The organism is Pseudomonas sp. B21-059 (assembly GCF_026016285.1).
Taxonomy (GTDB): domain Bacteria; phylum Pseudomonadota; class Gammaproteobacteria; order Pseudomonadales; family Pseudomonadaceae; genus Aquipseudomonas; species Aquipseudomonas danubii.
Genome location: NZ_CP087201.1, coordinates 3,937,278 through 3,951,088 on the forward strand (window position 1 = coordinate 3,937,278; position 13,811 = coordinate 3,951,088).

At 54.5% G+C, this 13,811-nt stretch carries 16 protein-coding genes and 2 pseudogenes; 11 read left to right on the forward strand and 7 right to left on the reverse strand.

From position 1 onward, the window contains the following. Positions 1–122: 122 nt before the first annotated feature. Both LOY69_RS17405 and LOY69_RS17410 read right to left on the reverse strand, forming a co-directional pair. A complete protein-coding gene (locus tag LOY69_RS17405) occupies positions 123–356 on the reverse strand; it encodes a YceK/YidQ family lipoprotein (protein ID WP_102882572.1) in 234 nt (77 codons plus the stop codon). 75 nt (positions 357–431) lie between these two features. Next, positions 432–935 carry a hypothetical protein gene (locus tag LOY69_RS17410; protein WP_102863146.1) on the reverse strand — a complete coding sequence of 168 codons (504 nt, stop codon included), beginning with the start codon at positions 933–935 and terminating at the stop codon, positions 432–434. A 199-nt stretch (positions 936–1,134) separates the two neighbouring features. Here LOY69_RS17410 and LOY69_RS17415 point away from each other — a divergent pair, with 199 nt between their 5' ends. Continuing rightward, on the forward strand, positions 1,135–1,380 hold the full coding sequence (locus tag LOY69_RS17415) for a hypothetical protein (protein WP_102882571.1): 246 nt from the start codon (positions 1,135–1,137) through the stop codon (positions 1,378–1,380). A gap of 172 nt (positions 1,381–1,552) precedes the next feature. After that, positions 1,553–1,702, forward strand: a complete 150-nt coding sequence (locus tag LOY69_RS17420; protein ID WP_170003584.1) for a hypothetical protein — start codon at positions 1,553–1,555, stop codon at positions 1,700–1,702. Positions 1,703–1,844: 142 nt separating this feature from the next. Here LOY69_RS17420 and LOY69_RS17425 read toward each other — a convergent pair whose 3' ends face one another. After that, positions 1,845–2,324: a hypothetical protein gene (locus LOY69_RS17425; protein WP_213665394.1), complete on the reverse strand. Its 480-nt coding sequence runs from the start codon at positions 2,322–2,324 to the stop codon at positions 1,845–1,847. Positions 2,325–2,486: 162 nt separating this feature from the next. On the opposite strand from LOY69_RS17425, the gene LOY69_RS17430 reads away from it, so the two are divergent. The 3 genes from LOY69_RS17430 to LOY69_RS17440 are packed head-to-tail and all read left to right on the forward strand — an operon-like array spanning position 2,487 to position 4,525. Continuing rightward, positions 2,487–3,047 carry a hypothetical protein gene (locus tag LOY69_RS17430; RefSeq protein WP_265073297.1) on the forward strand — a complete coding sequence of 187 codons (561 nt, stop codon included), beginning with the start codon at positions 2,487–2,489 and terminating at the stop codon, positions 3,045–3,047. Between the two features lie 11 nt (positions 3,048–3,058). Then, positions 3,059–3,445 carry a hypothetical protein gene (locus LOY69_RS17435; protein ID WP_102863142.1) on the forward strand — a complete coding sequence of 129 codons (387 nt, stop codon included), beginning with the start codon at positions 3,059–3,061 and terminating at the stop codon, positions 3,443–3,445. Positions 3,446–3,481: 36 nt separating this feature from the next. After that, on the forward strand, positions 3,482–4,525 hold the full coding sequence (locus tag LOY69_RS17440; RefSeq protein WP_265073298.1) for a hypothetical protein: 1,044 nt from the start codon (positions 3,482–3,484) through the stop codon (positions 4,523–4,525). Positions 4,526–4,605: 80 nt separating this feature from the next. Here the strand turns inward: LOY69_RS17440 and LOY69_RS17445 are convergent. The 3 genes and pseudogenes from LOY69_RS17445 to LOY69_RS17455 form a co-directional block, all read right to left on the reverse strand. Beyond that, positions 4,606–4,830 (reverse strand): annotated as a pseudogene (locus LOY69_RS17445) (IS5/IS1182 family transposase); the annotation flags it as partial. An 87-nt stretch (positions 4,831–4,917) separates the two neighbouring features. Beyond that, entirely contained in the window at positions 4,918–5,499 is a 582-nt protein-coding gene (locus LOY69_RS17450; protein ID WP_265073299.1) for a VOC family protein, read from the reverse strand. Between the two features lie 16 nt (positions 5,500–5,515). Continuing rightward, entirely contained in the window at positions 5,516–5,875 is a 360-nt protein-coding gene (locus LOY69_RS17455; RefSeq protein ID WP_110596559.1) for a hypothetical protein, read from the reverse strand. A gap of 264 nt (positions 5,876–6,139) precedes the next feature. Between LOY69_RS17455 and LOY69_RS17460 the strand changes: the two genes are divergently transcribed. After that, complete coding sequence (locus tag LOY69_RS17460) at positions 6,140–6,577, forward strand: hypothetical protein (protein ID WP_265073300.1); 438 nt, start codon at positions 6,140–6,142, stop codon at positions 6,575–6,577. Between the two features lie 162 nt (positions 6,578–6,739). Here the strand turns inward: LOY69_RS17460 and LOY69_RS17465 are convergent, their stop codons facing one another. Then, positions 6,740–7,066 carry a hypothetical protein gene (locus LOY69_RS17465; protein WP_258381489.1) on the reverse strand — a complete coding sequence of 109 codons (327 nt, stop codon included), beginning with the start codon at positions 7,064–7,066 and terminating at the stop codon, positions 6,740–6,742. A gap of 30 nt (positions 7,067–7,096) precedes the next feature. Here LOY69_RS17465 and LOY69_RS17470 point away from each other — a divergent pair, with 30 nt between their 5' ends. The 5 genes and pseudogenes from LOY69_RS17470 (at position 7,097) to LOY69_RS17490 (ending at position 13,496) form a co-directional block, all read left to right on the forward strand. Continuing rightward, complete coding sequence (locus tag LOY69_RS17470; protein ID WP_170003596.1) at positions 7,097–8,008, forward strand: bifunctional GNAT family N-acetyltransferase/nucleoside diphosphate kinase regulator; 912 nt, start codon at positions 7,097–7,099, stop codon at positions 8,006–8,008. Positions 8,009–8,972: 964 nt separating this feature from the next. Next, on the forward strand, positions 8,973–9,977 hold the full coding sequence (locus LOY69_RS17475) for a hypothetical protein (RefSeq protein ID WP_146036717.1): 1,005 nt from the start codon (positions 8,973–8,975) through the stop codon (positions 9,975–9,977). Between the two features lie 711 nt (positions 9,978–10,688). Continuing rightward, positions 10,689–10,961 (forward strand): annotated as a pseudogene (locus tag LOY69_RS17480) (integrase core domain-containing protein); the annotation flags it as partial. An 89-nt stretch (positions 10,962–11,050) separates the two neighbouring features. After that, positions 11,051–12,130, forward strand: coding sequence for a hypothetical protein (locus LOY69_RS17485; RefSeq protein ID WP_102882562.1), 1,080 nt, complete (start codon positions 11,051–11,053; stop codon positions 12,128–12,130). A gap of 124 nt (positions 12,131–12,254) precedes the next feature. Next, positions 12,255–13,496, forward strand: coding sequence for an MAC/perforin domain-containing protein (locus LOY69_RS17490; RefSeq protein ID WP_174395196.1), 1,242 nt, complete (start codon positions 12,255–12,257; stop codon positions 13,494–13,496). Positions 13,497–13,811 lie beyond the last annotated feature (315 nt).

A 13,811-nucleotide genomic window follows, 5' to 3' on the forward strand; every position in this document is an offset into this window, starting at 1 on the left:
GTCGGTTCTCTTTAGGAAGCCAAGGTCACACTTAACTGTAGACGGTCGTCTCTGTCAGTGATCGAAGGTCAGACACATAGAGGCCGCCATGAGTGAGCGGCAGGTCATCGGCCAGCTCAAGATCAAAGCGTGCAGCTGTACTGATACTCGAAGGGAAACATCAACGTATCCACCACGCCGGAGAATGGAGCATCCAACGCCAGAAAAGGCCAGAGCACACCGTTGTTCTCCTTAGCCAATGCCCAATCCATGCGCACGCCGATATAGGGGCAACTCATGGGAGTAGTGCGAGTCATCAGGGCCGTGCATCCACTCAAGACAAAGATCAACACCAGCAACAACAGACTTCGCAACACATAACTTCCTTATTACGTTCATGACATGAGCGCTATGGACTCGGCAGCCGAGCCCAGGACGGCGGTTGCTGGCTATCAGGCCTTGTAGTCGCAATGAATCTGCAGGCTTTCCGTGTGATTGCGATGAATCTCGAAACCGTGACGCTTCAACAGGTTCTTGACCTCATCAACGACAGCCGAGTACCGCCCTTGCAACTGTTGCTGGCGCGCCGGCGGGGTAAACACCCCCAGTGGCAAAAAGCGCAGGCGCTTGCCATTGAAGACAATGGACACATCGATATGAGTGCCATCCACATCATGGCCATTGGAACCGAAGATATCCTCCAGCTCCTCTTTACGCCCCGGATAACACAGGCAGAACAACCTGATCCCCAGCCAGCGTGACAGCGTCCTGAAAAACCCCAGGTAACTGCTCTTGCGCTCGTAGCCCCGGGTCACCAGCAACTGCACCGAACGCGGCAGGCTGGACTGGACCTTGAGCAGTTGCACAAAGACTTCGCGCTCCATCAACACCTTTGCGGACGGCCAGCGCGGCCCTACCCTCAAGCCCTGGTTGTCGCCCTTTTTCAATATCAGCATGCAGATTGCCTCTGGTGCTTTTTTCGCGGGCAACAATGGTACACAGGGCTGCCACAGGCGTGCTGAAAATTCAGAAGCGCAAACGCCTATCAGCCCGCGACACCGCCCATCTTCTCCCGATGACAGCGCACCTGCCGTTTAGTTAAAATAATCATGGCTCATAGCCACTACTCATAAGCACAGTGACCATAGGGGCTGTATGTACGACTTAACGAATCTGGTCATTGTCGATAACCGCTTTGGATTGAATGTCCTGCAAGTCACCGCAGACCTGGTGGCCGGCGCCCTGGATGAACTCCTGGCCAACTGCGCAGGCGGCGCCAACATCACCCAAAAGCTGGATTACTCGATTCTGACGATCTATCAGGACAAACTCGCCGCGGCCATTCGCGACATGGGCCTTCCACCCCTGTCCCTACCCTCTCCTGCCGATAGCCTTTGCTGAATAGAGCAACTTGCCACCCCGTGGCAAGTTGAGCCCGGGGCCGAATCACCGCCAATGGCCGAGCTTGCATCGCCCCTAGTGGAGCACGCGCAAAATCGGTCACCTGGAACCTTTTCCCACAATGAGGATCAGTGCTGGGCATTTCCCTATCAAACAGTGAGCGAGTGCCAGCATGGCCCTGAGAAAAACCGTCCTCTACATTGCCTTGGTGTCCGTCGGCTTCTTTGCCGGGTACGCGGCAAAACCAACAACTGGACTGCAGGTCACGGCGGGACAACTGATAAGTTGCGGCAAAAGCACCATGCCGACCATTGAGATGTGATGGTCAGGCAACTCAGCACTCAGTGACACAACGCCCAATACTCAGCAATACCGCGTCTTTCCAGAACCACAGTTTCCAGCATCAGGCCGCCGAAAACGAAAAAGCCCGGCAAGAGAACCGGGCCATAAGCAATCGTGAAGACTCATTTGGAGGACATGAACAACCAAGCGACCACAGCTGCGCCGGCCGCCATATAGGTACCGACCGTCTTGGTCTTCTCCCAACCATCCTTCTCGGCCCAGGACTTGCCTGGCTCAGGCGAACCTTGCGGTTCTTTGTGCTGGGTCTGCTTAGGTGTGATCGAAGCAACAAGCTGCTTCAGATAAGCGACTACTTGCGCCCCGCCCTTGCTGAAGTCTTCAAGATCCACCTCGACAACACGCTCATGAACCGCCTTGTTGCGCACGCTCGCAATCCAGCGGATCTTTTTCGCCATTGGCGGGCTGATCATTCCCTCAATGGAACTCAGTTTTTCATGCAGACCTCGGCCTGATGCCCCCAGCTGCAGGAGCAACGATTCGACCTCTGTCGAGATATCCAGTATCTGGCCCCGCATCCCGCTCTCCCTTTTCAGTGGCGGCACTTTAACACCGCACCTGTGCATGCCCAAGGTTCTGATCATGCAGACGACCGCCACTCACAGGTTTCGTTGACCCGATCGATAACGGCAATGCGCCATTAGCACATCCGCCCTAATCGACCGCTACTGCCGGCCAGACCTATATTCCTTCTTCTGGACGGTCCCATGCGGCCACGGACAAGCCCCACCAAGGAAGGAAATATCATGGCGATTCCATTCCCCCGCGCCAGATGGTTGCCGCTATCACTCATCCTGCTGTGTACCAGCTGCACGGCACTCGCCACGCCTCAAGGTGAATACTGGATCGTTTACGGCAAGGGCGAGCGTTACCACAACGAGGTATTCGTCGCCGATGCCGCCGGCATCCTGCAAAAGCCCCAGGGGGTGCAGTCGGCCATGATCATGCAGATCTTCGAAGACCCGGCGATGCCCGTGCTGGCGGCCTACGAGATCCAGTACAAGTGCAAGGAGCGCAAAGTGCGCTTCGACAGCGCCCGCGCCATGCGCCGCTTCGACCACGCCATGAAGGACGTGACCACTGCGCAGGGCTGGATCGCCCCGAAAGACTACTGGCTGCAGCGCACCTTCGCCTTCGTCTGCGCTGCAGGCAACCGCGAGAACAACCAGATGCTGCCAATGGGCAAAATGGCCGCCGGCCGCATGGTCGAGACCGTCCAGGCCATGTTCCAGCAACTGTACGGCATCCAGGCCAACAGCGAGGCCGTGCAGAGCCTGGACGCAATGCTCGGCAACAGCGCGCAATGAAGGAGGCCGTCATGACCCGGCACCTACTTGCCCTCGGCCTGCTGTTGCCTTTGCTGAGCGGCTGCATTCCCACCCTCCCGGAATACAGGGCCGGCCAGCAATGGAAGGGACGCGATGCCAAGGAAGCCATCGACTTCTTCGGCCCGCCCGGACGCATGCAGCCCTCGCCCGACCGCAGCGAAGTGCAAATGCAGTGGTACCGCGACACTTCCTACGTGAAAAAGGAAGTGGTCGGCAGCTCCAGTGAGATGCAGGGCGGCGTGATGGTCCACACTAACTACTGGGACGATGTCACTCACACGAGCGGCTGCACCCTCTCCATGACTGTCGACAAGGCCAGACAGATCAAGGACTTCTCCATTCGTGGCCGCTGCACGGGCGTGGCCTTGGCGCCTTAGTGGCTGGCCCGACATAGATAGTTCAAGGACTGATACATGAGACTGTTCCGACTGCGTTTTGCCCTTCCCACGGCGTTGCTTCTCTCCCTATCTCTCTCCGGCTGCGTCTCCGATCTCGATTCGGGTGCCTACGGCAGCATGGACGATCCGCGCTACGCGCAGCTGTTGGACCAAGTGGACGCAGCACTCAAGGCGAACATGGCGGTAGTGCTGGTGGCGGACGTGATGCCGCACAAGTCGCTGAGCGATGCGCTGACCATGACGCAATGGACGCCAACGGTGATCTGGGAATACGAGAAAGATCCGAAGGTGACCTTCGGCCGCAAGTTCCAGACCAACGCGCTGCAGAGACCGCCTGGCGAAACCTACCTGTTCAAGGCCTTCGAGGTGCATATCCTGCCACCCGGCAAATACTTGCTGACCGGCGGCGATGACTACCAGCTCCGCGGTTTGCTTGACCAGGTCGGCGCCCGCAGCGGTCCACCCGGTTCGGGCCGTGGCGCCAGCGGGACCGCCTACCTGTCCCCCGAACTGTATCGCGAGTACTACAGGGAAGAGGTCTGGAAGGACGCTACCTATGGCAGCGAGACCAAGACCGAGCGTGTCTGTACCGCTGTAGTCAGGGCCTCGGGTGCCTGCGTGAGCTGGGGTGAACAGCAATATACCCAGACGACGGCGGGCTCCCCGGCCGGTTATTACCAACAGACCGACTCTCGCGACATTCCCGCGATCAAGGTCCAGGCGCGCCTGCCGGTCGACAAGGCGCTCGCCAGTTTCACCATCCAGGGCGGGCAATTGCTGCTGGCCCCGCGCATGCATCTGAAGACCCCTGGCTACAAGTACCAGCAGTCGAAGTGCCGAGCGATCGATCCGAAAAAAATCGAGTGTCCGCTCGACAACCTGACCGTCTACACCTGGCCGGCACCCATGAGCTTTTCGCAGCACCTCATCGAGCAGCGCAACCTGAGCGAGAAGCACCGGCAACTGCTGTCCAGGCTCCAGCCCATGCAGATCACGCCGCTGGGCAAACAAGGCATGGAAGATCCCATCTGGGGTGTGCCGTTGTCGCTGTCCAAGTAAGGCAAGTCCGGAGGTATGCGGGGCAGGATTTTGATTGCGGAACTGATTTCTTAGGGGCTTCCAATGCTCAAAAGGGGTCAGTCATGAACGGCTGCTTTCAGCTCCGGCGATTCGTTGAGCTGAACTTCAATTGCTTGAAGCTCTTTCATTTGCGTCTTCAACTTGGCGATTTTCTCTTCCAGCCGCACGGCGTTGGGCTCGGAGACTGTTGGTTCCTGCCGATCGGCAGCATCAAGTGCCGTCAGGTAACGGTTGATGCTCGATTCAATTTCTTCCGTTCGCCGCTTCAGTTTGGCCTGGTGAAATTGCGTTGAGCCTCTCGCTCCAGGCGCCGGGGTTCTCGACAATGTTTTGTTCACGATTTCAGGCCAAAAATAGATCCTACACTTGACCTACTCCGGATCGTGACAACAGACGCAAAGCTTGTTTCCTTCAGGGTCTCGAAAATACGCCCCATAAAAATTCGGGTGGTATTCGGGTCGCAAGCCCGGAGCGCCTTCACATGTTCCATCCAATGCCAACGCCAGGGCATGGGCGTTGTCTACGATCTGTCGATTAGGTGCCAGCAGAGCAATCATTTGCCCATTGCCTAGCGCCGCAGATTCGCCGTCGAACGGCTTGCCCACTACGAAAAGAGGGCGTGCAGTGTCGGGGTGTTTCCAGCCCGCCCATGGGCGTTCAAGGTCTGTGAACTTGAGCTCAAGTCCGAGCATCTGCATGACTCCTTGATAAAACACAAGTGCTCGATTGAAGTCATTCACTCCGATGAATACATGTGAAATCATTTTTTGTCCTAATAAGAGGAAGCCTTCTCGCACCATACCAAGAATTTCCAGGCTGTTTTCAACTCCTCTCCTGAAACATACTCCGTCGGTCTTGGAAGCTGTTTTTACATACTCTGGGCCAGGAGCGGTCACTGCATAAACTTCGCGCTCGCGAACCGGCAAACCAACCGGAACGCCTGCGTTGTCCACGCTCCTGAAAAAAGACTCAGTTGCCCAAACACTTTAACAACAGGGCCAACACCCAGTCTTCTTGCGAAGCCAATGCCGCGCTGATCTCCTCGCATCTCCCATTCAGAGACAGCAGGTCGCCAGCCAGTACTTCTCCACTGGACATGCACATATCCAAAGCAATACTAAAAAACCCGCTACTTACCTGCTTGCTCTCAAAAACAAGCTCAACCTCTTTAGGGAAGATCGTCACGTAGACGAAGAGTATTTCATCCGCGTATGTGTAGTGGCCATGATTCCTTTTGAGTAAAACACTCTGACTTTTCGAAGCCCTCTCATAAACATTATCTAGAAACCTTTGAAGGATGAACAAAAGTTCTGGCTTTTCAGTGCTCATTGGATTCCCTTGCGAGCAATAGACTTCAACACGCCATTCTAACCAACATCGACGGTGCACGAGCTGCACGATGCGCAGGGGCGATTCAGTTTGGCGTATGGATTGCTCATTTTTGCCCCACAACCTCACCTCCCTAGCCAACAACCAGTTCGCCAAATGCAACCAGGGTTGCAAAAATAGGGATTCGAACCCCTTCCCGAATCTGCTCAAGCCGCTTTAGGCCGATTGCTGCTGCGCGATGAGAGTAAAAGATGGAGCTGTATAATGATTGATCGCCTGGAGGTTCAAGAGTTTGATTGCCTTGAGGAGGCGTTACTTGAAGCGAGCGTGTCTTTCGGCGAAATGACACGTCAGTACGCTCGCTATTTGCTCAGCCTGATTGACGGTGGTGTACTTGCTACCATTTCTGATTCTAAGTTGAAGGTGCTGATTCCATATATCGAAGAAAGTATCCTGCGAGAGCGTATAGAAAGCGATGGAGATCTCCGGAGAAAGCTTGCACTAGAACTCTGGGCGGTAGAGAAACAGCAACGTCAATCAGATGAAAACTTTGCGTTTCTCATACGCTGTGTTCTTTTTTGCTTTGAAACTGAAGAGCACTGGATAGATCGGCCAGGCCGGGCATCTCCAGGCGCACATCGGCGGTGCTGCGCTGAAACGCAGCCAGGCGTAACTGATAGCGGCTTACGTCGCCACGGGTGATGGTGACGGAGCCAAGGGCTTTGCCGCTCGAGGCTTGGCCCGGCCTACCGAGGCTGCACCAAAAGTTTGCCTTCGATACTTGGCTGATGACCCTCCTGAACTGGACATTCCCCTTCCCTCCCTTGATAGAAAACTCCACTCAAAGATCATAATTGAAATGAACTACGCGGCCTCTCGACGAACCTCCAGAGCACCGTCCATCCAAGCCATGCAGGCCTTCCAGAGCTGACGAGTCCTCTCTTCGCCGAACTTCATTTTCTTGCCGACTTCCACCAGAAAGGTGTCTCGGCTGGTGTGGTACCGCATCAAGGGGCAGAACGATACAGAGCTGATCATTCTGAATGTAGTCGGCTTCATCGAGGCTTGAGCGCTTGACTGGCTCGTGCTCGGCAAAACGATGATTTCCTCGAACTCGCCGGGATATTCGCCATTACTCGCGGTATATCTTAGAATGGCAGGCTGCCGACGAACCGTAATGACCATAGCCATCGAGGGCTTCCATTAATAAGTGTGGTTAAGATGAACAAGCCTTTCATTTCGCTGTGCCCTGAAATTACTCGGGCGCACGCGCTGACGTTGATGGATTGGTTGGAGGATGAGCGCGTTACCTGCTATCTGAGCGATTCACGCGATGTCTCTCGCTCCATCGAGCAAGTCATCGATCGAACTCAATTGCCGATCCTGACCCATCTGTTCAACCGGGGCGGCCGATTTTTCATGGCCTATGACCGGCATGACGCGCCGGTGGGCTTTGTCCGCCTGATCAAGACCGGCTCCAATTGCGAGATAGTTCTGGTCATCGGAGACAGCGACAAATGGGGCCGAAACCTTGGCGCTCGCACCATCCGCGAAGGCATGAAACTGGCCTTCCTCGACATGCGGGCCGAGAAGCTCATCGCCAAGATCCACCCGGATAACACGCGCTCGCTGAAAGCCTTTCAGCGCAGCGGCTTTCTGCTTGAAAGCGAAACGCCGACATTGAAATCATTTTCCATGACGGCCGGGCGCTATCTCCAGTTATTGCGCGAAGGTACCGTTTCCGACGCCACTGAGATCTACATCACCGAAATTGACAAGGCCAGGCTCGAGAGCCTGATCGCGCTCGAGCAAGGCCCGGCCGTTTTTGAACTCGAACATGAGCTTGAGCGAGCCATTGTCGTCAAGCCGCAGCAGGTTGCACGCAATGTGGTCACGATGAACTCCAAGGCCTTGCTGCAACTGGACGACGAAGAGATCGAAGTGGCCTTGGTCTACCCGGAAGACGCGGACAGCAACGCAGGGAAGCATTCAGTGTATTCCGATATAGGCGCCGCCATCCTTGGCTATCAGGAGGGGGACACCATCGACTGGCGGATTTCTGATCGGACCCGCCGAATTGAGATCAGGAAAGTGCTTTACCAGCCGGAGGCTGCGGGCGATTTCCACCTATAGTTGCGTCTTTCCCTCGGTGTTCACCCATCAGAGGCGAGGACTCCCCAAAGGACGGCGCCTCGCTTTCTGTGCCTGAGCGGCTCGTTGTAGGGTCAAGGGTGGACGCGGAGCCAGTTGCGAAAGCAGGAGTCGGCAGAACGGATCTAGCCGGCTCCGGCGACAACTTTAATTCTCTAGATCCACGGTTTCCCGTAATCCCCCAATCCAAATCAAATTGCCACCACCGGTCACGGAGGGCGGCGCCTGCAGCATTGAAGAGCAAATAGGAAACTGACTAATTTATTGCTTGCGGCCTCCTCCCAAGACCGAAAGCACCGCCGCCGACAGTGATCACACTGCGACCTTTCTTCTTTTTCTTTTTTGGGCTGAATAAGAGTCGCAGGCATCTGGCTCTGGCGGCACCAGCCAGGTCACAAACCCTCATGCCTTCAGGGCCTTTGCATGTGTCGAGATGTTTGCGTAAGCGCTTAAAATTCTCGATCTAGGCGATGCAAGCCGGTTTCTCGGACACTTGAAACAGGAGACTACGAAGAAGATTTACGTTCGCGTCCGAGACATCGCGAACCCGACGAAATAGGAAAGTTTTGGTACGCCAGCACTTTCAAGCGGGCAATAAAGAACCCCGTAGACGTTAATCTACGGGGTTTTCAAGGGTGGAGGCCGAAGTCGGAGTCGAACCGGCGTAGGCGAATTTGCAATCCGCAAAAAAGGCTTAGTAGATCAACTGGTTAACATGGTTCTCGTTCCGCAAACTACTGATTTTTAACGACCTGCAGACCACATCCTTCAAGGGTCCAGTTTTGAATTGCGGAACGGTTTTTGCCTCATTCTCAGCCCCTCTCTCCTCAACTGGCACCATGCCGTACAAGACATTGAGCTGCTTTCGGAGAGTGCTTGGAATGACGTTTGGTTTTTGTCATCCTACATGATGGCAATTTGCCGCAAGCCATCGACAAGGACCGCAATGAGCTATATCACCCGCATCTGTCAAAACGACTCCAATTGGCAGTACCCCACAAGGACTGCAGCTGAAGCATCAAATACCTTTTCTTCCCAGCACGGCTATGGCCATGAGGAATGGCTCTTTCGATTCGAATGGCAAATTGGCGGCTGGCAATATGGCTTTCTTCAAGGAGTAAACAGGGGCTGGGAATCACGGCTCGCACGTGGTGAGCGTGCCGGTGATGTTGTGCTCTTCACCCTTACTCCTGATGGGCGCCGTTATGTGGCCCGTATTCGCCATATCGAATTCCTAGATGACACTCAAAGTATCGCGGCCTTGGATCATTACAAGCGGCTTGGATGGTATGACCGCATGCTGGAGGAAATAGATGCTGTAAATGGCGATAGAAGTGGCTTAGGGAACGGTGAGTGGGCGCCTTACGTGTTGAATGTTCGTTTTCGCCCAGAAGACGTTGAGTGGTACCCGCCAAACACGTTTGCTGAGGCTGGTGACCCCGTACAGCACTACAACCGCTATCAGCTCATTGAGCTTGATCACGAGGCCTCCCTGCCAGAAACGGTGAATACACACCGCCCGGCTCGAAAAGGACAGAATCTTCCTCCCATACAAGACAGCTATTTCAGGAGTGGCGGCTCGGGACGGGAATGCTCACCGGAGCATGGAATAATGCAGGCTGCTCTGCATGAGGAACTGAAGATCGAATATCCAGAGGCGAATATCCTCTTTGAGGAAAATTTTGTAGATGTCACCGTAACAACGGAAATGGAGAAAATCCTCTTCGAGATTAAGTCAGATTTCTGTACCCGTAGGGTTCTGCGCTTGGCGATTGGTCAGCTACTCGAATACGCATACTACTGGGACAATCTGCCAGCAAAAGCAGTTAGGCTAGTTGCGGTTGGTCGGACTGCGTTGAGCCCTGAGGACGAGAGATACCTCATATACCTAAAGGTAAAATTGAATCTTCCAATTGAGTATCGCCAGGTCAAGCTTCCATCCGAGGCATAAGAGCATCTCTAAATCAGTGCCGATTTTAGTAACCTATCGGCACTGATTTAGACGCTTCCGCTTTCCGATGATGGATCAGGCATACCAAATTTAAAATTACTTATATTTCATATATTTATAATAAAAATAATCCTTGCTGTAGCAAAACTTAAGCAGGGAAGCAGCAAAGAACGCCATTCCGATCAGAGTCTGTCCGATCAAAGAAACTCCAGAGAGGATAGGCATCCACCCCCTCCTTACTACCGTATTTAAAGGCCGGTATCGGCCAAAAGCGGACCGCAGACGCGGTTCTGGTTCAGCCCGATAGTCAAGGCTCACAGCATACGACTGCATATCTAAAGTCATTCTGGCTTATTGCTTACACCTATATCCCTATAGGCCCCCTCTCATTTTCCGTGAACACCGCGAAATCAAAAGGGTCGTGGCTATCCCCGGCTTTTTTGTCGCCATACTATGTCGGGATTAATCGAAAATCACGTCGTAGAGTGAACAATGCCCAAGGCGATAGTGATCGAGGATCAGCAGCTGGAGCATGCGGTGAAGGTCGCCAGGGTCAGTAGTCCCGAGAATGGCACCCGAGACGCGGCCTTGCTGTTGACGTGTTTCGGCACCGGCATGACGGTTACAGAGATTTGCCGCCTGCGGGTGAGCGACTACCTGGACGAGGCGGGCGGCATTCGGGTTGATTCCAACGTCCGCGCCGAGGTGGCCTACACCGCCGAACAGACGCGCCTGTTTGCTCGACAGATCGGTTTGCAGCCAGTGACCACGCCGGTGCGCAGCCCGCAGAGCAATGGCATGGCCGAGAGCTTCGTGAAGACGATCAAGCGGGATTACGTCGCGCACATGCCCAAGCCGGATCGAGAAACGGCGCTGCGTAACCTGGCAATTGAATTTGAGCATTACAATGAGCAGCATCCGCACAGCGCATTGAACTATCGCTCGCCGAGGGAGTTCAGGCGCTTGGCAGCTGCATCAGTTTAACGGGGAGTTGGTGTCCGGTTTTGTAGGGGCAAGTCCAATTTGTATATGTACTATCCTAGGGAATCCATCAAACTAGGAAGCAATATCCCATGTCACAGTACTCCGTCTATTTGAGCGGTAACAAACGTATTGTTGATGCCCTCCCCACAGACTACCTTTCCGTGCTTCGAAACAAGATCGGGGCGGCGGCGGATGATTACAACTTCATATATTACAATGGGTTCACTGAACAAAAAACCATCCTGAACGATCGCTCCGTAGAGGCCCGCAAGCCCATTTCAAGCATTGCCTTTCCCGACCCCACGACAAACACCAACACCATCGTGCAAATGGCTTTGGTGGCCGGAAACAAGACCGACCTTTTTGGCACCCAGACGGATTGGCTCTACAACCGGAACGCCGGGGTTCGGATCACTCTGAATAAGAGTGACAGCAAGGCCATAACCGCCAACCAGGGAAAATTCGATCCCATCATGCTGAGGGATGTTCAACCGACCAACGAGCAGAGCAACGCCTTCTACGATCGGGTTGTCATCTGCGAGAAAGGCTCAGTGGTGAACTTCGAAATCAGTTCCTGGGGCGCGGCTGGCTTTGGTTATTCGGTGAGCAGCGAAAAGGACACTATCTGCAGTTCCCTCTACAATACATATGGGGACAACCCCAACCATCAATCCTTCAGTACCCTGAGACGCTATCAAAGCTCTAATAATTCTATCCAAATTGAAAGTACGGCATCACTCAACATACCAACACAGGAAGTTGTGTATTACCAAAAAATTACGGTGAAAACATGGCGTCTTACTAGTTATAAAAAAAATGGCAAAACCTACACCAGTAACATGGAAGCGCCCGCGCCCACCGCCCCCCGATCGATGGCTTTTCAGGGCGCGAGCCTAAATCTCAAGAGCGTGGCGGCGAACGAGCGATTCACTCCAGGAGACCCGTCCGGGGATATCTACGTACCGGGCGATTCCATCGAGACGGGCGCCCCCTCGCGCGGCCCCCAATCAGACCAAACTTTCGGCTCGATCCAGGTTCTCAAAGAAGATGACCCCAACCAGAAAGTCATTGGCGCGGTTATCTTTTACTTCTTCGTCTTCAAGGACAAGGAATCCGCTGACAAGGTCATTAATGTCCTGAACACGCCCGGTCCTTGGGCCGTGGATTGAAAGCGATCACTGCACCTCATATCAAATGAGATGAACGCGCCCTACCGCCCACCACGATACTTACCACCTCTAGGGTAATTGGATTATCCCCTTTAAAGATACACATAAAAAAGGAATAAGACATATGGCAACTACACTTGTTTTAGTCGAACGCACCGATGGTCAACGTCGCAACGTGGCCCTGGATCTGAACGCCTCATTAACGGCAACCCGCGAGGTTCTGACCAGCAAAGAGCTTATGACCTCCGCCGATGATTTTCTTCTCCGCGGCGCCCCGGTCGATCGGGATGACGAAGACGACGTGCACTTGTCGGCCTTGGTCGGCGCCGATGGCTCCGGCACGCTCATGATTGGCGTGGCGTCGACGGGCCTGGAGGATCCGGACAAGACGGTGGACCGTTACAATCATCTCACCACCAGCCAAAAGCTGGCCCTGTTCAACGAGATTGAAATCTATCGGGGCATCACGGCGGCGGAAGACAAGGGGTTTTATCGGACCTTCAAGCCCTGTATCGCCTCATGGAACGCCAACCAGCTCCCCGCGTCGACCAAGCCCACCTACATGAGCGAGAACCGCGTCATATCCACCTTTTCCGAGGTGGGGAACACCTTGGCCCTGACCACTTCCGACAAAAGCTCGGTATCGGTGACAACCCCCATCGGCGGAGGCCAGACCGACTTCTCCTATGCCCAATCCCATACGACGACATCGAAAAAAGTAAAACAGTACCTGCTTGGCAAGTACATGGTGAATAAGGTCGCCCTCTCCCAAGAGCGCGCGAACCTCGTCCTGGTTTCCGATTTCGAAAGCGCCATCGCCACGGCCATCTCGCCAAGCTACGAAATTGACGCCTATGTCAACTTGATCGAAACCTTGAACAGCCGCGGCTACTATGTCGCTCGGACCTTCACCCTGGGCGGCATGCTGGTCAGCGAGGAAAACGCCGAGGTATCGGAATACACGGAATCCCGGTCGGAGGAAAAGGAGTTCTCGGTCGGCTTCAAGTTGGCCATCAAGGGCTTCGGTGGTGGCTCGGACTACACCCATAGCGAAGGCCATGAGGAATCGGAATCGAATATCAGCAAGTACGAGAATACGTCCCTGACCAAGATTGGCGGATCCGTCACCGCGAACACCTATGATGCTTGGACGGAATCATTGAAACCCGCCATCAATTGGGACGTGATCGATCACATGGAACTCTACCCGACCCTGGCGCTTCTCAGGGATATGCGGGTGGCGCGACGTTGCCTGAAATTGATGGATGAATATCATACCTATGATACGGTCAGAAACCGGCAGACGGTGATCGATATTGGCAAGTATACGACCCGCGTGCAGCAGATTCTGTTCACCAACGGGTGATGAACCGCGCCGGTTTTGCCGGGGGCTGATTGCTCTTCGTGAAGGGGGGCTATGGCTGGAGTTTCCAGAGCGGTGCAGTGGTTTGCTTCGGCCTGCGCAGGCGGGATGCTTCCGATGGACCGAAGCACCTCATCTCGCCGCGCTTTGTGTACAGAGCAAGAGCCTTTGCGGGACTTGCAGAAGCATTCTGCGAGGACAGCGGCCGGGTTAGATGTTGACGCATCTGGCCCGACCGCTCCTTTTCACTTCGTTGAAACGATTTCTTTGATGTAGCTCTGGCAGGCCGCCAAAGCGATCAATCCTTGGTCACCGTCT